Raw genomic sequence first — 19,640 nt, 5'->3', positions numbered from 1 at the left:
ATATTAAAGCAAAATTTTACTTATTAGTTTTGATTTCGTTTGCAGGATTTCTGTAATAAACGTCACCATTTATAAATTCCTCAACCGCAATTAATGTCGGTTTTGGTAAACGCTCATAATATTTCGAGATCTCGATTTGCTCGCGATTTTCGAAAACTTCCTCCAAATTATCAGTAAAAGATGCAAATTCTTGAAGTTTCTTATTCAGCTCTGTTTTAAGCTCTACAGCAATCTGATTAGAACGCTTTGCCATAATCATCACTGATTCGTAAGCATTTCCTACTTCTCTGCTCAACTCTGTAACATTTCGTGTAATGGTTGAACCTGCTGCATTCGTTTTTTTGTAATCCATACTGTCAAAGAATTATTATCTATTGGTTTATTTTTAGTTCAGCTTGCAAAAATACAATTTTTTAATAGTTTTCCTCTAATTTATAACTAATTATCTTCTTTTGCAGATTTATCTTTTCCAAAATAAGCTTCAATCTCATTGATCATACGCTCCGTATCCTTCTGGTACTTGCTTTTTGGAAACTCATCTACAAAAGCAAAATATTCTTCTTTAGCCAAATTGAAACGCTCATTTTGCTTTTCATCAACCGATAATATAGCATATTCAAAGCGAGATTCTAAAAGCATAAACAGAAGCTCTTCACGATAGGATGAACCTGGATAATCTTTAATTGCATTATCTAATGCGATAATTGCTGATGGAAAATGCCCTCTATCAAAATAGTTACGAGCACTTAAGTAAGATTTATAAACCAATTTATCTTGTAACTCATCTATCAGTTTATTCCCTTCCTCAATTCGAGTTGAGTTTGGATAACGATTAATATACAATTGTAATGCATCAATGGCATCTTGCGTTGAAGTTTGATCCAATCGAGGCTTTGGCGATTCTTTATAATAACAATAGGCACTCATATACAAACACTCTTCTGAATAAGGACTATCAGGAAAATTCTTAACAAAGCTACGGAAATAGTAACCACCTGTTATAAAATCTGACATACCGTAAGCACAATAAGCACTATAATAGCTCACCGTTTCAGCTTTGCTTGTTCCTCTAAACACAGGAGTTAGTTCTTCGAAAAGCGTTGCAGCTTTCACATACTGTTCTTCGTTATAATATACAATGGCTTTCTTGTATTTCAGAGTAGTATCATTACTCTTCAGAAGTTTTTGATATTCGCTACATCCAGCTAAAAGCGTAGAAAGAAGCACGATCAACAAAAGGATTTTTTTCATAGGTATAAGGACTCTACAATTTTCGTATCATGCAAAGATAGAATTTTCCGCCAATTTTGAACATTTCACACTATCATATTGTTGCATTTACATATTTTTAACAAGACTATCAAGTAGATAGATATTCACAATCTTTTTTCAATGTATTAAACCAATACTTAGTCTATAACACAATAAGTGAAAAAGGCTATAAACATAGTGTTCTCAGCTTAATATCATTTATTATTAAATAGTGAGCAAAATCTACTGCATCTATCTCTTGATTTTTTTTTATAAAATGTTACTTTTGCACAGTTATGAATTCATTTCGAAAATTTTTCCGTTCTGAATCCCATAACTCCATTCAGAATATTTAAAATTCAAAAAAAGCATAGACTGTGGATATATTTGACAAAGTTACCTCAAAAAAAGGAAATCTAGGGCAATACGCTAAGCAAGCTCATGGATATTTTGCATTTCCTAAATTGGAAGGCGAAATTGGATCAAGAATGAAATTTCGTGGTAAAGAAGTCTTAACATGGAGTTTGAATAACTACATCGGATTAGCAAATCACCCTGAAGTAAGAAAAGAAGATGCTGAGGCAGCTGCAAGATGGGGATTAGCATATCCAATGGGAGCTCGTATGATGTCCGGTCAAACAAGTCGCCACGAAGAGTTAGAAGCTCAATTGGCTGATTTCGTTAAAAAACCAGATGCCTTTCTTTTAAATTTTGGATACCAGGGAATGGTTTCTATCATCGACGCTATGGTTAATCGTCATGATGTTATCGTTTATGACTCAGAGTCACATGCATGTATCATGGATGGTTTGAGACTTCACCAAGGGAAACGTTTCGTTTACTCTCACAACGATATGGAAAGCCTTCACAAACAGCTTGAGCGCGCTACAAAGTGGACTGAGAACACTGGTGGTGGCATTCTAGTGATTACTGAAGGTGTATTCGGCATGGCTGGAGACCTTGGTAAATTGGATGAGATTTGTGATCTTAAGGATGATTTCAATTTCCGCTTACTAGTTGATGATGCACACGGATTTGGTGTGATGGGAAAAACTGGTGCTGGTGCGATTGAACATTTCGGTGTTGAAGATAAAGTAGATTTACACTTTAGCACTTTTGCTAAAGCAATGGCTGGTATCGGTGCTTTTATCGCGTGTAGCGAAGAAGTTGGTACTTACCTAAGATATACAATGAGATCTCAAATTTTTGCGAAATCATTGCCAATGCCTATCGTAGAAGGATCTCTTAAGCGCTTGGAGTTACTTAAAAATTCTCCGGAATTGCGTGAGAAACTTTGGAACGTAACTAATGCTTTGCAAGAGGGATTAACAAAAGCTGGATTAAATATTGGAGTAACAGAATCTCCTGTAACACCAGTTTATTTATCGGGTAGTGTTGCTGAGGGAACTCAGGTTACAATGGATCTTAGAGAGAATTATAATATTTTCTGTTCTATCGTAGTTTATCCTGTAATTCCTAAAGGACAATTATTACTACGTTTGATTCCAACAGCAACTCATACGCTTGAGGATGTTGAGTACACTGTAAACGCATTTAAGGATGTAGCTGCTAAATTAAAAGAAGGTAAGTATAGCAATGAAAAATTTGCTGATATCTTCAAGCAATAAGCACACTATTGATATAAGTAAAAGCGACACCAGCTGGTGTCGCTTTTTTTGGCTTAAAACTCATCTTAGACATTAAAATTCACGCATATAAAAAAAGGATCGCTTCCGAAGAAACAATCCTTATACTTTTATGCTCATATAATTCATAAATGAATTTTCTGAGCGAGAAACGAGACTCGAACTCGCGACCCCGACCTTGGCAAGGTCGTGCTCTACCAACTGAGCTATTCTCGCAATTTCTTTTTTTTTATAAATCAGAAAAGAAAAACTGATTCGAGCGAGAAACGAGACTCGAACTCGCGACCCCGACCTTGGCAAGGTCGTGCTCTACCAACTGAGCTATTCTCGCAATTTCTTTTTTTTTATAAATCAGAAAAGAAAAACTGATTTGAGCGAGAAACGAGACTCGAACTCGCGACCCCGACCTTGGCAAGGTCGTGCTCTACCAACTGAGCTATTCTCGCAATTTCTTTTTTTTATATAAATCAGAAAAGAAAAACTGATTTGAGCGAGAAACGAGACTCGAACTCGCGACCCCGACCTTGGCAAGGTCGTGCTCTACCAACTGAGCTATTCTCGCAATTTACGCTCTATTCTCAATCGTTATTGAGAAAACAAATCGAAGAATAAATATTAAGTATTATCCTTGTCAATTGCGATGCAAATATAGGTATTCTCTACGTTTCAGCAAGTTTTTCATCAAAAAAATAACAATAAAAAAACACCTCTGAATTTCAGAGGTGTTTTTGAATATATCTATCAAAATGTAGAATAACTCTTACATTAAGAAACTCAATAGAATACCAGCTCCTACTGCTGAACCAATCACACCAGATACGTTAGGCGCCATTGCATGCATTAACAAGTGGTTTGTTGGATCATTCTCCAATCCCATCACTTGTACTACACGAGCACTATCAGGAACAGCAGATACACCAGCCGCACCAATCATTGGATTGATAGGACGATCTTTTGGTGAAAGAAGGTTCATAACCTTAGCAAACAATACACCACCAGCTGTTGCAACAATAAATGATGCAGCACCCAATACGAATATCAAAATTGAATCGGGAGTTAAGAATACATCAGCCTGTGTTGATGCACCAACAGTAACACCAAGCAAGATTGTAATGACATTAATCAATGCATTACTTGCAGTTTCAGCTAAACGGTTGGTTACAGTTGATTCTTTTAGTAAGTTACCAAAGAACAACATACCCAACAATGGAACTGCAGTTGGTGAGATGTAAGCTGTTAATAATAGACCAATAACAGGGAACATAATTTTCTCAAGACGAGTTACGGCACGTGGTGCTTTCATCTTAATCATTCGTTCCTTCTTAGTTGTCAACAAATTGATAATTGGAGGCTGAATAACAGGAACCAAAGCCATATACGAATAAGCCGCAATCGCGATAGGACCGATCAAGTTCTTCACGGTTTCACCGTTAGCCATCACATTCATACCATTAGCTAACTTAGACGAAAGGAAAATCGCTGTAGGACCATCGGCACCACCAATAATTCCAATAGCTCCTGCCTCTGGTGGCGCAAAGCCTAACCAAAGAGCTCCCAAGAATGTAGCAAAGATACCAATCTGAGCTGCAGCTCCAAGAATCATCAAACGTGGGTTTGATATTAATGAAGAGAAGTCAGTCATAGCACCAATTCCTAAGAAAATCAAAGGAGGATACCATCCTTGCAATACACCTGAGTACAGTAAGTTCATTACTGATCCTGGCTCATAAACACCTAACTTTAGGTTAAAGTCTACAGCTTGGAACATTGGAATATTACCAATCAAAATACCTGTTCCAATAGGAATAAGCAATAATGGCTCGTAATCGTACTTAATAGCTAAGAAAAGGAAGAAGATCCCGATTAGCATCATCAATAAGTGACCAGCCGTTACATTAGCAAAACCAGTAAACTCGTAAAAGTTTTTTAATCCAACTACGGCATCTGACTCGTGAGCGCAATTAAATTCAGCATTGTCACCAAACTTAAGAACATCATCACTAATTTGAGCTACACGTGTCCCTAAATCAAGGTTCTCGGTAGATATCCAATAAGATCCTGAGTTTGAGTTTGGATTTCTATTCTTACTAAGGTGCTGAACATTTTTCTTATTAAAGGTCATAATAACCTTATTAGCTTCAATAGTCCAGTGTCCTGTAAAACGCTGCTTAATTGAATCCATAGTAAACGTTTTGTCTGCTTGGAATTCAAAAATCTTATAACGTTTTACTGTTCCTCTACTTTCATCACCTAAGGCATTTGGAATATAACCATCTTGATGATTGATCCATTTCCCTTCAGTTAATTGTTCCTTGACAGTCCCCGTATTTTGAGCTAGAGATGAGAAAGCCATCCCTAGCATCAAAACAAGTGAGAATATCATTTTATATAGGTTTCTCATTACGTTGTATTTGACTTAATTTGATTTACCCTATTTCAATAAGTACATCATCCTGAAGTACTGCATCTCCAACATTTACTTTAATAGCTTTAACAGTACCAGCTTTTTCAGCCAATACGTTGTTTTCCATTTTCATGGCTTCCATTACAAGTAAAGTGTCACCAGAACTAATTGCATCACCTACAGCAACACCAATTTTTATGATAGTACCCGGAAGAGGAGCTTTAACTGCTGAAGCACCTGCAGATTTCTTAATCTGACCTTCACCTGGCTTGTTAATGACAGGTCTACGAATCAACTGAGGTGTTTTATTAGCTTTTTCATCAACTTTAATCTCAACATCGTAAACAGTACCGTTTACTTCAATTTGAGCATTTGAACCTTCGATCTCTTTGATATCAACATCGAAATCTTGTCCTTTTATAGTAAATTTGAACTTTTTCATCGTCTTATCTTGGTTGATTCATTACTCCATAAATCTTAGAACTCCATGGAGAATAATTCTTAGTTACTTTCTTAATGGTAATAATATTGCTCTCTTCATCGTGAATCTGATCGAAGTGCATGTAAAGTGCCATAGCAATTGCCGCATTCACATTTCCTTCAATATCCAAATTCTCACTGTTCGAACTTGACTTACCTTGCTTTTTAAGCTTCGATCTAAGATTGATTTGCAAAAGCTTAGGCAGGTTTACAAAAACAATAACCAAGGCTATCAAAGCGGTAAATACAATACCGTATCCAACCAAGGCAATTGTCCATCCACCCTGACTTCCAATCGATAATAAATTGATATAACTCATAGTTTATTATTTTTTACAATGGAATATTTGAATGCTTTTTAGCTGGATTACATTGCTTCTTAGTCTGTAAAGATTGGAAGGCACGAATCACTCTAAAACGTGTATTACGAGGCTCAATCACATCATCAATGTAACCGTATGAAGCTGCATTGTATGGATTAGCAAATTTCTCGTTATACTCTATCTCTTGCTCGTTAATGAATTTAGTTTTCTCATCATCATTAAGCTCCATCATTTTTCTACCATGTAGTACTTCGATAGCACCTTTAGCACCCATTACTGCAATCTCAGCTGAAGGCCAAGCGTAATTTAGGTCGCCACGTAGTTGCTTACAAGACATTACATCATGAGCACCACCATATGATTTACGTAAAGTGATTGTTACTTTAGGAACAGTAGCTTCACCATATGCAAACATTAGTTTCGCACCGTGAGTAATAATACCACCGAATTCTTGACTTGAACCTGGAAGGAATCCTGGAACGTCAACTAAAGTAAGGATAGGAATATTGAAACAGTCACAGAAACGGATAAAACGAGCAGCTTTTCTTGAAGACTCAATATCAAGAACACCAGCAAGGAAATTAGGCTGATTGGCAACAATACCTACTGGCATACCACCCATTCTTGAGAAACCTACAAGAATATTCTTTGCATAGTGACGGTGAACCTCTAGAAACTCAGCATCATCAACAACAGAATAAATTACATCCTTCATGTCATAAGGCATGTTAGGATTAGCTGGAATAATCTCATTCAATACATCTTCTAATCTATCGATAGGGTCAGTACAGTCAGCCAAAGGAGCTTCTTCAAGATTATTCGAAGGCATAAAAGATAACAGCTTACGAATAATCATGATACCTTCTTCTTCGTCTTCCAATTTGAAGTGAGAAACACCTGATTTTGAAGCGTGCATATGTGCACCACCCAAAGCTTCAGTTGTAATATCTTCACCAGTCACAGTCTTAACAACCTTAGGACCAGTAACGAACATGTATGACTTCTCTTCAGTCATCATGATAAAGTCAGTTAATGCAGGAGAATAAACTGCTCCACCAGCACAAGGACCGAAAATTGCAGAAATCTGAGGAATAACTCCAGACGCCATAATGTTTCTTTGGAAAATCTCAGCATAACCAGCAAGAGCAGTTACACCCTCCTGAATACGAGCTCCACCTGAATCATTCATTCCAATACAAGGTGCACCAACTTTCATTGCCATATCCATAACCTTGCAAATCTTCTGTGCAAAAGTTTCAGATAAAGAACCACCAAATACTGTAAAATCCTGAGAGTATACAAAAATCAAACGTCCATCTACAGTACCTTGACCTGTAATAACACCATCGCCTAAGAATTTAGTCTTCTCCATACCAAAATTGGTACAACGATGAGTCACAAACATATCGAATTCTTCGAAACTGCCTTCATCCAAAAGCATCTCGATTCGTTCACGAGCAGTATACTTACCTTTCTTGTGCTGAGACTCAATACGCTTCACGCCTCCGCCAAGTTTAGCTTCAGCTCTTAAGTCAATTAACTTCTTAATTTTATCCTGACTAGCCATAACTTCTATTAGTTATAATATATAATAATTGAGTATTCTTATTTATTTCCACAAAGCTCAGTCAAAACTCTTTGAGTTGACTTAGGGTGTAAAAAGCCAATAGTTAAGCCTTCAGCTCCACCACGAGGAGTCTTATCAATCAACTGACATCCTGCTTCTTCAGCATCATTCAATGCTTCTTGAACATCTTCCACAGCAAATGCTAAGTGATGCATACCGCCACCTGTCTTCGCTACGAATTTACCAATTGGCCCTTCAGGATCAGTAGACTCAAGTAATTCGATTTTTACATCACCCACTTTGAAAAATGCAGTCTTTACTTTCTGATCAACAACTTCTTCAATAGCATAACACTCTAATCCTAATACTTTCTCGTAAAATGGAATAGCTTCTTCTAAGCTTTTAACAGCAATTCCGATGTGCTCAATATGTGTCGGTTTCATAATTAAATTATATTTTGATTGAATAATTTTCGTGACAAAAATATTGAAATGAAAAACGATAATCAACGTTTTCTTTGATTATTATACTTGTTCTTCAACATGTTCAAATAAGTAAACTCAAACCAGCCTTTCTAAATTGATACAAAGACTGTTACATAATACAAAAATTGCTTGGTATTTTTCAAAACAAAGCTCAAACCTGATTGAAATTCAGCATATACGAAAACCTTTGCACTATTCTTAATTTTCATTTTAACAAATGAAGATGGTTTTCGCCTTTTTAGAAAAAAAAAACAGTTTCCGAAATATAGAGTCAGCTATTTTTTAACAAGGGATTAGTCTTCAAACTCATTTTTTGCACTCAAAACCGAACACCGTTTCAAAATAAGCCAGAACAAATCATCCTTTCAATTTACATCTACGCAATTTAAGACCTCTTTACAACACAAGCAAAACAAATAAGCATATCACTATTGTTTCAACCTAAGAATCAGATCAATCAAGAAAATATTATTTCTCATTAAAAAAGAAGGCTGTTTTACAAAAACAGCAGCATTAAAAACATTGATTTTCCCTTATCTCGGCTCTACAAAATCAAACTCTTTAACTATATTTGCAGCGAAATCTGCTTTCAACCAATTTTTATAAAAAATTTAAGATGATACTATTCTTTAAAAAAGGTAAAGTTCATTACGGAGTACATTGTTCTCTCGAATTAAATGCAATTGACACAGCTAAATTATCTTGGCTATTTAGCGATGCTGAAATCCTAACTAGCGAGACTATAACTGGTAAGTTTGTAGGACCTCGTAAAGAGATGATTACTCCTTGGAGTACCAATGCTGTTGAGATAACTCAAAATATGGGATTAAACGGAATCCTTCGAATAGAAGAATTCATACAAATTGAGACTGAGAATCCTCAGTACGATCCTATGCTTCAAAATTCATATGAAAATTTAGATCAAGAAATTTTCACCATTGAAAAACAAGCTGATCCTGTTATTTACATCGAAGACATTAGAGCCTATAGCAAACAAGAAGGTTTGGCATTAAGCGAAGAAGAAGTTAAATACCTTGAAGAGGTTGAAAAGAAAATTGATCGTAAACTAACTGATTCAGAAGTATTCGGTTTTTCTCAAGTCAACTCAGAGCACTGCCGTCACAAAATATTTAACGGTACGTTTATAATAGATGGTGAAGAAAAAGAATCTTCTCTTTTCCAGCTAATCAAAAAAACCTCAAAAGAGAATCACAACCGAATTGTTTCAGCTTACAAAGACAACTGTGCATTCCTTGGGGGACCTAGAGTTGAGCAGTTCGCTCCAGCCTCACACGATAAAGCAGATTTTTTCTACACCAAAGATATTGATACTGTCATCTCATTAAAGGCAGAAACTCACAACTTCCCTACAACAGTAGAACCATTTAATGGTGCTGCAACTGGTACAGGTGGTGAAATTAGAGATCGTATCGCAGGTGGAAAAGCGTCTTTACCAATGGCAGGAACAGCTGTATATATGACAGCATATCCTAGACTTGAAGCAACAAGAAATTGGGAAAACGCGACTGACCCTCGCAAATGGTTATACCAAACTCCAGAAGAAATTCTTATCAAAGCATCGAATGGTGCAAGTGATTTCGGGAACAAATTTGGTCAGCCATTAATCTGTGGTTCGGTAATGACTTTCGAGCATTTCGAAAACAACAAAAAATACGGTTACGATAAAGTCATCATGCAAGCAGGTGGAGTTGGATATGGCCGATTAGAGCAAGCCCAGAAAGATGTCCCTAAAAAAGGTGACAAAGTTGTCCTTTTAGGTGGTGACAACTACAGAATTGGAATGGGTGGTTCTGCTGTATCTTCGGTTGCTACAGGTGAATTCAATAATTCAATTGAACTAAATGCTGTTCAGCGTTCAAATCCTGAAATGCAAAAAAGAGTCTGCAACGCAATACGTGCAATGGCTGAGTCTGATCACAACCCTATTGTTTCTATACACGATCATGGCGCGGGTGGTCACCTTAACTGTCTATCGGAATTGGTTGAAGAAACTGGAGGCAAGATCGATCTTAACGCTCTTCCAGTAGGTGATCCTACCCTATCTGCAAAAGAAATTGTTGGTAACGAGTCTCAAGAAAGAATGGGATTAGTTATTGGAAAAGATGATGTGGCACTATTAACTCGTATTGCTGATCGCGAACGAGCTCCTATATACACTATTGGTGAAACAACTGGCGACATGCGTTTCACTTTCGAAGATAAAAAAACTGGGATAAATCCTATCGATCTTGGTCTTTCTGAAATGTTTGGTAAACCACCAAAAACTGTCATGATTGACGAAACAGTCGTTGAGACATTCGAAGAAGTTGCTTACGAAGCTGATAAGTTAGAAGATTACCTTGAAGAAGTTTTACAATTGGAATCTGTTGCTTGTAAAGATTGGTTAACTAACAAAGTAGACCGTTCTGTTACAGGTAAAATTGCAATGCAGCAATGTGCTGGTCCTCTTCAATTGCCTCTAAATAACTTAGGAGCTGTGGCTCTTGACTTCCAAGGTGAAAAAGGTATTGCAACTTCTATTGGGCACGCTCCTGTTTCTGCTCTTGTTGATTCAGCTAACGGTTCTCGCCTTTCTATTGCAGAATCGTTAACGAATTTAGTTTGGGCTCCAATTGAGCAAGGTATTAAAGGTGTTTCACTTTCTGCCAACTGGATGTGGCCTTGTAAAAATAAAGGTGAAGATGCTCGTCTTTATAAAGCTGTTGAGTCAATTAGTGAATTCGCAATTGAACTTGGCTTAAACGTTCCAACTGGTAAAGACTCATTATCTATGACTCAGAAATATGGGCAGGATGATGTGGTTTATGCTCCAGGAACTGTAATTATTTCTACTGTTGGTGAAATTGTTGATATCAATCGCATGGTTAGCCCAGTGATGAAAAATGTTGCAAATTCTCACCTATTACATATTGATTTTTCGAAAGATGATTTCCAATTAGGAGGTAGTAGTTTTGCTCAAATCGTCAATAAATTAGGAAAGACTACTCCTAATGTAAACGATGCTAAATATTTTGCTAAAACTTTCGAAACACTTCAACAACTTATTCTAGATAGAAAGATTCTTGCTGGTCACGACATTTCTTCTGGTGGTATGATTACTGCATTACTTGAAATGTGCTTTGCAGATAATAAGCTTGGCGCTTCAATTAATCTTGATGAAATTCAAGAAACTGATTTAATCAAAGTTCTATTTAGCGAGAATCCTAGTGTTATCATTCAGGTAGAAGATTTCAATTCTGTAAGCAAAGTTCTTACTGAAGCTGGAATTATCTTCCATAAAATTGGAACACCAGCTGAAGCAGGAAAGATGACAATCACTAAAGCAGATAAAAACTTATCGCTTGATGTTGCTTCTTTGCGTGATTTATGGTACAAAACCTCATACCTATTAGATCGCAGTCAATCTGGTAATGACTTAGCTTTAGAGCGTTTCAAATCTTATAAAGAGAATAATTTAAGTTACAAGTTTCCAGAGAATTTCACTGGTAAATTTGAGCAATATGGTATCGATCCTAAACGTAAAGACAAATCGGGAATCAAAGCCGCTATCATCCGTGAAAAAGGTGTGAATGGTGATAGAGAGATGGCTTGGATGATGCATTTAGCTGGAATGGACGTTAAAGACATCCATATGACTGACCTAATTTCTGGTCGCTCTGATTTCTCTGATGTTAACATGATTGTTTTTGTTGGTGGTTTCTCTAATTCAGATGTTTTAGGTTCGGCTAAAGGTTGGGCTGGAGCATTCCTTTATAATGAGAAAGCTAAAAAAGCTCTCGAAGATTTCTACAAGCGTGAAGACACACTAAGTTTAGGTGTTTGTAATGGTTGTCAGTTAATCTCTGAGCTAGGCTTAATTTACCCTGAACACGATAAGCATCCAAAACTAATTCATAACGAATCTCATAAATTCGAATCTGGATTTGTCAATGTTGAAGTTGAAGCTAATAATTCAGTTATGCTTTCTACACTTGCTGGTAGTCGTCTTGGTATTTGGGTTGCTCACGGGGAAGGTAAGTTTAATTTACCATATGGTGAAGACAAGTATCAAATTCCAATGAAGTACAGCTTCAAAGATTATCCTGCAAATCCTAATGGTTCTCCATTCGAAACTGCAGCTATTTGCTCTAATGATGGACGTCATTTAGCAATGATGCCTCACTTGGAGCGTGCAACCTATCCTTGGAACTGGGCTTACTATAATGAAGATAGATTAGAGGATGAATTGAGTCCTTGGATTGAAGCTTTTGTTAACGCAAGAAAGTGGATTGCAAAACATAAATAATCACACATCCATATATTTAGAAGCCCTCTTTCCAATAGGAAAGGGGGCTTTTTCATCTACTATAAAAATATACTTTTTTCGATTTTTTTTATACCTTGTGCTTCGAACTAATCAAAACAAGCCATACTATGAAACATTTCGCCTTACTCATATCCATCCTATCTATCACATTTTCATGCGCTAACCAGAAGGACACCCATAAGAAATCGGTAGCTGATTCTGCTCAAGTAAACAAAGAAATTCCAATCACAAAACCCAAGTTTTCACCGGGAACACTTGCTCTAAACATAAAAATAACAAATATTATTTCTCATGATAGTTATAATGAAATAATTGCAACTGTAGAGAAATCATTAGGTTCTGGTGCTGGTATAATTGGTGTCTATTCAAAAGGAAAAGAAGTGTCCTTTGAAAGCAAACGTGACTTTAAACTAGAAGTTAATTCAACGCACAGTTTTCTTTTTAAGGAATCACAAACCATGGGTAATAATAACAGTAATTTAAAATTAATTAGGGAAATTAAGTAATTACTCAAGACTAATTAATGAATTTAAATATAGACTATGGGCAAACCATTCTAGTTTATTTCAAGAAATTAATTTAGACCTACTAACCGCTAACTAACAAAAAAAGAATGACAAAAAATTTACTATTAAGTACAGTGTTTTTGGTGACTTGCTCCTTAACGGGATTAGCACAAACAAAAGATATTGTCATTAATGAAAATACTTACAAGAAGCTTACTGCTACTGGAGTAAACCATGTAAGAATGGCTAAAAAAGCTGATAAACGTAACGGGATTATTCGTGTAAAAGATGCACCTCATGAGCGTTTATTGTTTCAAAAGCTTGTATTGCAAGATCCGAGTATTGAAAAAATACCCACAAACTTCAGAGAACGCGAATTAAAATTCTTATCAGATAATAAGAATCAATTCATATCCAGAACGAAGTCACAAAATATTGATTTGAAACAAACAGGACCATACAATGTAGGTGGAAGAACAAGAGCACTTGCCATTGATGTTACTGATGACAATATTATATTAGCTGGTGGTGTCACTGGTGGAATGTGGCGTACTGAAGATGGTGGTGCTAATTGGACAAAAACAACAAGCACAACTGAACACCAAAGTGTAACTGCTGTTGCTCAAGATCCTCGTGATGGTTTTACAAATATTTGGTATTATGCAACAGGTGAATACTCAGGATCTGCCGGAGCTTCTGGAGCTTTTTATTCCGGTGCTGGTGTATACAAATCGACAGATGGTGGACAAAACTGGACTAAATTTGCTGATACAGACAGATTAGATACACCTTTATTTCAAGAATATTTCGATATTTGTTGGAATATAACTATAGACCCCACCAATGGGGAACTTTATGTTGCAACTTACGGAGGTATTTATAAATATACCGATGGAGGAGTTGAAAGAAAATTTGTTTTGGCATCAAACCCTAATAATGCAAAAAGTAGTACTTCAGCAACAACTGATATTATTTGTACACCATCGGGAAAAAAATACGCTACTTTAAGTGGTGAGGGTGAAGTAAATGGTATCTATACTTCCACAACTGGTAATGCAGGTGATTGGACAAAAATAACCCCAGAAGGTTTTCCTACAGATTTCGATCGTACTGTTTTAGCTTACGCTCCTAGTAATGAGAATGTTTTATATTTCTTATCACAAACACCTAATGGAGGTTTTGAAGGGCATAGCATTTGGAAATTAACAATAGATGGTGATACATATACGTGGGAAGATCGATCAGAAAACCTTCCAGCTGGAGATGCTGAGGGTGTCGCAGGTTATAAATCACAAGGTTCATACAATATGGTTATAAAAGTTGCTCCTGATGACGAAAATATGGTCTTTATTGGTGGAACTAATCTTTATCGTAGTGACAATGGGTTTGAAACCAATGCTAATCCTGTTCTAATAGATGGAAGTGATCCTACTAACAATTCTAAAACATATTGGATAGGTGGCTATGCAACTGAAAACAATGTTAGTCAATATGATAACCAACATCCTGATCAACACGCCTTGGCATTCTTTAATGATGGGAAAACACTATTAAGTGGTCATGATGGTGGTATTAGCAAAACCTCTAACTACAAACAAACTGAGGATTCTGGAACTGAAGATGATATGGCTCATCCTTCTGTTAAGCCAGTTGATTGGGTATCATTAAACAATGGGTATTTAACCACTCAGGCCTACACTGTAGGAATTGATGCTAAGGATTTAGAATCATTTGAAATACTGACAGGCTTCCAAGATAATGGCACTTGGTATACATCAAAAGGTGAAGATGGAGTTCATAAAAGAAATTGGATACAACTAGGAAGTGGTGATGGTTCATATTGTAGTATGCACAACAGTTTAAATGGCTATATCACTTCATCTCAAAAAGGACGTATCTATTTGAATGCTTACAATACTGCAGATAAGGAATGGGAATGGACTAGAGTTGATCCTGATGGCGTTAATTCTGATGATGTTTTATTTATTAACCCATACGAAATTGATGGAAATAATGAAGCCATTATGTATTATGCAGGAGGAACAAACATTTGGAGAAATACAGATATCTATAAGATTCCAAGATTTTCAAATGATGCAGCTAGTTTAGGTTGGGAAAAAATTGAAGGCACAAATGTTACGGGTAAAATCTCAGCGATAAAATCTTCTATCCTTCCTGCGAACCTATTATATTTTGGAACATCAGATGGAAAAATATACAAAACGATAAACTCGCATTCGAGCCAAGCTGTTACAACAGAAATAACAGGATCTCAAATGCCTAAACCTGTTCAAGATAGAGCTGCACCGTATGTTAGTTGCATCGAAACAAATCCTGCAAATGCAAATTACGTGTATGCCACTTTCTCAAACTATGGAGTAGAAAGTATCTTCTTTTCAGAGGATGCAGGTGAAACTTGGACTAATGTTTCTGGAAACTTAGAGCCTATTCAAACTGATGATGAAGGAAAAGAAACAAATATTGGTCCTTCAGTAAGATATATAAATGTTGTAAACGCTGAAAATGGACCAATCTATTTTGCTGCTACAAGTATTGGTCTTTATTCGGCTACAGAACTCAATTCAGATACTCAATGGACACAAGTATCTACTGATAAAATTGGGAATACTGTCGTTGATATGGTGAAAACTAGAAAAGATGGTTTTATAGTAGTAGGAACTCACGGTAATGGTATTTTCCACGCTAATATTACTCCTGGAGAGCCTCAGGTTGATCCTGCAGGACCACTTGTGGGTATTAATGATATAGACGAAGTTAACACTAAACTTAGTATTTACCCTAATCCTATGGTTAATGAAAGTCGCATCGCCTTCCCTAATCAAAATAATGAAAGTTATAGATTAATTGTTATTGATGCTTCTGGTCGTGTTGTTCGTATTATTGAGAATATCACAAATGACAATATCACGATTAATCGTGAGCAGTTAAAACCAGGTATTCACATTATCAATCTTGAAGGTGAAAAAATATACAAGGGAAAACTTCTTGTGAAATAAGCACCCAAATTCTCTAATATAAAAAGACCTAAAAGCTCAATGCTTTTAGGTCTTTTCATTTTAATTCATGTAAGAATTAAAACCAAATATTAATAGCCTATTCCAGCTGCCATAATATTGTTTGGATCGAAAGCATGACAAGGCGTTACACCGTGAACCATATCACATTTAGGACAATGTCCTTCGAATTCTTCCATTGTAAAAGTCTCTTTACAACCATGACAATCGATATCTAATGGCATTGGCATCAACTGCTCTGCAAATCCCATCATTCTTACCTTGTCAACTACTTGTTGACCATTTTCGAAACTTCCTGCGCATCCGTCATGCATAATATCTATATTTTAATGTTAGTTCGTAATTCTATTTTCTTTGATTGAAATGGCAATTTAAAACCCAATATCCTCTTTCTTAATAATCTCACCTTCACGTAATCTGTTTCTCATTTTTTGAACAACAGAATCCATTCTTTCAAGATCACCTAATAACTTCTGCTCCTCATCACTGGTTTCAATCACTTTGTGAATTCCACCATTTTTAATAACAATACGTTTATCGCCCATAAGAGCAAGGATTGGATCATGAGTTGCCATCAAAACAATCTTTTCTTCACCTACTAATAAATCCAAGGCTCGTTTTCTATCGATACCTGCATTCTCAATTTCGTCAATCAAGACAATAGGTGATTTACTAAGAATAGCTGTATCTGCAATCATTAATGCTCTAGACTGTCCGCCACTTAAACTTGTGATTGGAGTTGATAATTCAAACTTCTCTCCAGCCAAGTCGTTTGCTTGTGCAAAAATCTTATTAATCACACTTTCAATATCCTCTACCAAACGAGACTGTGCATGTAACTCAATAAATTCATAAACCGATAAATCCATCACAAAATTCATGTTCTGCGATAATTGAGCTACCAATTTATTTCCCGAATTCAAACGCCATTTTGAGTCACCAACTTCTCCATTGATAAGTACTGAACGTGAAGTTGGTGTATCACCTTTAGCAACCCATTCAATATCGGCCAACAATCGACTTTTACCTGAGCCAGTAGGTCCTACAATACAAACAATCTCGCTCTTCTTTATTGTTAATTCACCAAACTGTTCAGCTTCACCAGACTTATTTGTTCCAGGTAATAATGTGATACTATGAACGCCATCATCCTCATCTTCACCTAAAAATGCGAGCATCTGATCGATGTATATACACATTGAATCTAAGACTTGAACCTTGTCCATAGCTCTATTTGCTTGCTCTTCCTCTTCATCAAGAAAATCCAAGTAATTAACAAGTTTGATATCTAAATTTCCATTTAATTCCAAAGTATGCTCTTCGAAAAAACCAGGTAAGAATGGGTATTTCTCAAATAAATCAGTCAGAGTTTTGCTCTGTATATCGTTAATCGTAATCATCTTCTAAATCTAAATTGGTTAATTGAAATCCTCAACAATCTATTTTTTATCACTCAAGTCAATTTTTCGAACATTACCCATTTGGTAAGATTCTCCTATTCGGGTTTCACCCAAGCAATATGAACATAGAGCAGATGGCATTGAAAATCTCAATTTCTCTCCTACAAGTGTTTTAACTTCAACTTTATCATCATATAAAAGAGTACTTAACTCATATGCACCTTGTCCAGTCAATCCATTCACGTGCATAATTGTAGCTCCTGGGTTCACTGTATTTACTCTTGAAGCAAAAACTTCACGCTCAGCCTGAGAAACGATATCACCTTTTGTGATGATTACAATATCAGCTGTTTTAAGCATTGGTCCGATTTTCTTTGGTGTATTAATACCACTCAAATTATCGATAACACAAACAGCTGTTACAGTCTTAATATAGGGTGAGCAACGGTTACACAAACCAGCACTCTCAGTAATCAAAAGATCCAACCCCTCTTTCAAGCCCCACTGAGTTACCTCTTCGATATTACTCACAAAATAATGATCAGGACAAAGTGAACCGGAAAGTCCTTTTTTCACTTTTACGCCCGCTTTTTCATAAAGGATGTCATCATCGGTATACAAACAATCAAATTTTACAACACCAACTTTTAATCCGCGTTTTTGAACGGAGTCAATTGTCTTTAAAATAACGGCTGTTTTCCCTGATGATGGAGGACCTGATACTGTAACTAGATTCATATCTTAAGGTTATATCTGTTAAAATTATGAGTTAATACAAGCTTGAATACTTGCTGATTTAAAGCCTTAAACTTAATTAATTCTAAATTAAGATTGAGGCGTAAAACTTAAAGGTCCTAAATTTTTAAAGTCGTTATCCTTTATCGCTTTATTAAAGATCCCTTCGCACTTAACGATTAACTCTCCAATATTGTTTGAGTTGATATAATCCCAACCCAACCACATAAATTTATTTTTTTCAGGAAGTCTGTTATCAACTTCAGGATTTATACTTGGGAATAAACCTTGATGTGATAAAATTTCACCTACCCCTTTTGAAGCAAAGAAATCAATTACATCTTGAGTTTTATCCAATTTATCTTTCTTTGTCAACATGAAAATTGGGCTGATAATAGCTCCATCTTCTGGCCAAACGGCTACCATGCTGCCACCTTCTTTTATCATCTTCGTAAAGAAATATGGCATAATTGTAATCGCAGGTCTATTTTTCTTCTTGTTATGAGATTTAACCATTTGAGATGGGTGCATACTCTCCAATAAACATTCTCCTAGCCCTTTTACACCTTCTTCTCCATAAGCTTTATAAATGTGTAACAACATAGAGTTAAACAGGTCAAAATCACTTATTGGAAGACTAACACTGTTCTTGAATTCAGGCTTAAACAAATCAGCCCAAGTGCGTGGCACTGCTCTATCACCTAATTCTGCAGTATTTACGAGGAATACGGCTGGCACAACACCAATCATAGAGTAATGTCCTTCAGGATCTTTCAAGCAGATGTCTTCATTATCAAAATCCTTATTCAAACGATCGAATCCTGTGCTATCAGCAAATACACCTCGCTTCTTAAATTTACCCATCAACTTTTCATCAAAGAACAAATCGAAACCTGCTGAGATAAAGATATCAGCTAATTTATCTGGATTATCTTCATTAATAACATCTCCCATCAACCAATCAAGTCCCATAGAAGCTGCCTTTAAATCATAGACGATCTCTCTATCGTTCTCTTTCTTGTATTCTTCAATAAAAGCATCGATACCTTCGACCAATGGTACACGCACCGGACATGGCAATAAACCTTGAATATGAACAGCATCCTCATCAGTAGTCGTTGGTTTCTGGTTCAAGTCTGCATCAACTTGGTTTCTTGTCAGATCAATCCCCTCAACCAATAGGGAAGCAAAGGCATCAACATTTATCTTTTTCATCTTTAAAGCCATCTCTAGAGTTAAAGACTTACCGAAAAGTTCTCTTTTCTTAGGATCTTCTAGTTGTTTGAATCCATTTGAAACAAAAATCTTAATTGTTTCAGGAAAACGTGTACAAATATCTAGTAAACTATCGGTATTCTTAAAATATTGATTCTCCATATCAGTGAGCTTTTATTTGATTTTCTATTACAAATGTAGAGCTCAGTGATGTTTTAAAATGTAACCAATGTTACACTAAGCGTTTTTTTCTAAAAAAATAATGA

15 protein-coding genes and 4 tRNA genes are annotated in these 19,640 nt (G+C 36.1%); 4 read left to right on the top strand and 15 right to left on the bottom strand.

Annotated features, from left to right (window positions below):
• Positions 1–16: 16 nt before the first annotated feature.
• Together ACXR6G_RS12400 and ACXR6G_RS12395 are read right to left on the bottom strand one after the other, a co-directional pair.
• Positions 17–352: a DNA-directed RNA polymerase subunit omega gene (locus ACXR6G_RS12400; RefSeq protein ID WP_458361750.1), complete on the bottom strand. Its 336-nt coding sequence runs from the start codon at positions 350–352 to the stop codon at positions 17–19.
• Between the two features lie 86 nt (positions 353–438).
• Positions 439–1,251 carry an outer membrane protein assembly factor BamD gene (locus tag ACXR6G_RS12395; RefSeq protein WP_458361749.1) on the bottom strand — a complete coding sequence of 271 codons (813 nt, stop codon included), beginning with the start codon at positions 1,249–1,251 and terminating at the stop codon, positions 439–441.
• 377 nt (positions 1,252–1,628) lie between these two features.
• Between ACXR6G_RS12395 and ACXR6G_RS12390 the strand changes: the two genes are divergently transcribed.
• Positions 1,629–2,879, top strand: coding sequence for an aminotransferase class I/II-fold pyridoxal phosphate-dependent enzyme (locus ACXR6G_RS12390; protein WP_458361748.1), 1,251 nt, complete (start codon positions 1,629–1,631; stop codon positions 2,877–2,879).
• Between the two features lie 161 nt (positions 2,880–3,040).
• Here ACXR6G_RS12390 and ACXR6G_RS12385 read toward each other — a convergent pair.
• The 9 genes from ACXR6G_RS12385 to mce all read right to left on the bottom strand — a co-directional run bounded on the left by ACXR6G_RS12385 (position 3,041) and on the right by mce (position 8,114).
• Positions 3,041–3,113, bottom strand: a tRNA-Gly gene (locus tag ACXR6G_RS12385).
• A gap of 42 nt (positions 3,114–3,155) precedes the next feature.
• Positions 3,156–3,228, bottom strand: a tRNA-Gly gene (locus ACXR6G_RS12380).
• A gap of 42 nt (positions 3,229–3,270) precedes the next feature.
• Positions 3,271–3,343 (bottom strand) — tRNA-Gly (locus ACXR6G_RS12375).
• A gap of 43 nt (positions 3,344–3,386) precedes the next feature.
• Positions 3,387–3,459, bottom strand: a tRNA-Gly gene (locus tag ACXR6G_RS12370).
• 198 nt (positions 3,460–3,657) lie between these two features.
• Positions 3,658–5,298, bottom strand: coding sequence for a sodium ion-translocating decarboxylase subunit beta (locus tag ACXR6G_RS12365; protein WP_458361747.1), 1,641 nt, complete (start codon positions 5,296–5,298; stop codon positions 3,658–3,660).
• Between the two features lie 25 nt (positions 5,299–5,323).
• Positions 5,324–5,743: a biotin/lipoyl-containing protein gene (locus ACXR6G_RS12360; protein ID WP_458361746.1), complete on the bottom strand. Its 420-nt coding sequence runs from the start codon at positions 5,741–5,743 to the stop codon at positions 5,324–5,326.
• Between the two features lie 4 nt (positions 5,744–5,747).
• A complete protein-coding gene (locus tag ACXR6G_RS12355; RefSeq protein WP_458361745.1) occupies positions 5,748–6,101 on the bottom strand; it encodes an OadG family protein in 354 nt (117 codons plus the stop codon).
• Positions 6,102–6,114: 13 nt separating this feature from the next.
• Positions 6,115–7,671 carry an acyl-CoA carboxylase subunit beta gene (locus ACXR6G_RS12350; RefSeq protein ID WP_458361744.1) on the bottom strand — a complete coding sequence of 519 codons (1,557 nt, stop codon included), beginning with the start codon at positions 7,669–7,671 and terminating at the stop codon, positions 6,115–6,117.
• Between the two features lie 38 nt (positions 7,672–7,709).
• Positions 7,710–8,114 (bottom strand): methylmalonyl-CoA epimerase, encoded by a 405-nt coding sequence (mce, locus tag ACXR6G_RS12345; protein ID WP_458361743.1) that lies wholly within the window; start codon positions 8,112–8,114, stop codon positions 7,710–7,712.
• 658 nt (positions 8,115–8,772) lie between these two features.
• Between mce and purL the strand changes: the two genes are divergently transcribed.
• The 3 genes from purL (at position 8,773) to ACXR6G_RS12330 (ending at position 16,006) form a co-directional block, all read left to right on the top strand.
• Positions 8,773–12,462, top strand: a complete 3,690-nt coding sequence (gene purL, locus ACXR6G_RS12340) for a phosphoribosylformylglycinamidine synthase (RefSeq protein ID WP_458361742.1) — start codon at positions 8,773–8,775, stop codon at positions 12,460–12,462.
• Between the two features lie 128 nt (positions 12,463–12,590).
• Complete coding sequence (locus ACXR6G_RS12335; protein ID WP_458361741.1) at positions 12,591–12,989, top strand: hypothetical protein; 399 nt, start codon at positions 12,591–12,593, stop codon at positions 12,987–12,989.
• Positions 12,990–13,096: 107 nt separating this feature from the next.
• Positions 13,097–16,006 carry a T9SS type A sorting domain-containing protein gene (locus ACXR6G_RS12330; RefSeq protein WP_458361740.1) on the top strand — a complete coding sequence of 970 codons (2,910 nt, stop codon included), beginning with the start codon at positions 13,097–13,099 and terminating at the stop codon, positions 16,004–16,006.
• 89 nt (positions 16,007–16,095) lie between these two features.
• On the opposite strand, the gene ACXR6G_RS12325 is transcribed toward ACXR6G_RS12330, so the two are convergent.
• The 4 genes from ACXR6G_RS12325 to ACXR6G_RS12310 form a co-directional block, all read right to left on the bottom strand.
• Complete coding sequence (locus ACXR6G_RS12325) at positions 16,096–16,338, bottom strand: hypothetical protein (RefSeq protein ID WP_458361739.1); 243 nt, start codon at positions 16,336–16,338, stop codon at positions 16,096–16,098.
• Between the two features lie 57 nt (positions 16,339–16,395).
• Positions 16,396–17,424, bottom strand: coding sequence for an ATP-binding cassette domain-containing protein (locus ACXR6G_RS12320; protein ID WP_458361738.1), 1,029 nt, complete (start codon positions 17,422–17,424; stop codon positions 16,396–16,398).
• A 39-nt stretch (positions 17,425–17,463) separates the two neighbouring features.
• The gene (locus ACXR6G_RS12315; RefSeq protein ID WP_458361737.1) at positions 17,464–18,162 is read right to left on the bottom strand and encodes a GTP-binding protein; all 699 of its coding nucleotides are present in this window, start codon (positions 18,160–18,162) and stop codon (positions 17,464–17,466) included.
• Between the two features lie 87 nt (positions 18,163–18,249).
• Positions 18,250–19,536, bottom strand: coding sequence for an ABC transporter substrate-binding protein (locus ACXR6G_RS12310; RefSeq protein ID WP_458361736.1), 1,287 nt, complete (start codon positions 19,534–19,536; stop codon positions 18,250–18,252).
• Positions 19,537–19,640: the final 104 nt, after the last annotated feature.

This window comes from Ancylomarina sp. YFZ004, from assembly GCF_054254355.1.
This window is presented reverse-complemented; position numbering and strand designations above follow the sequence as displayed.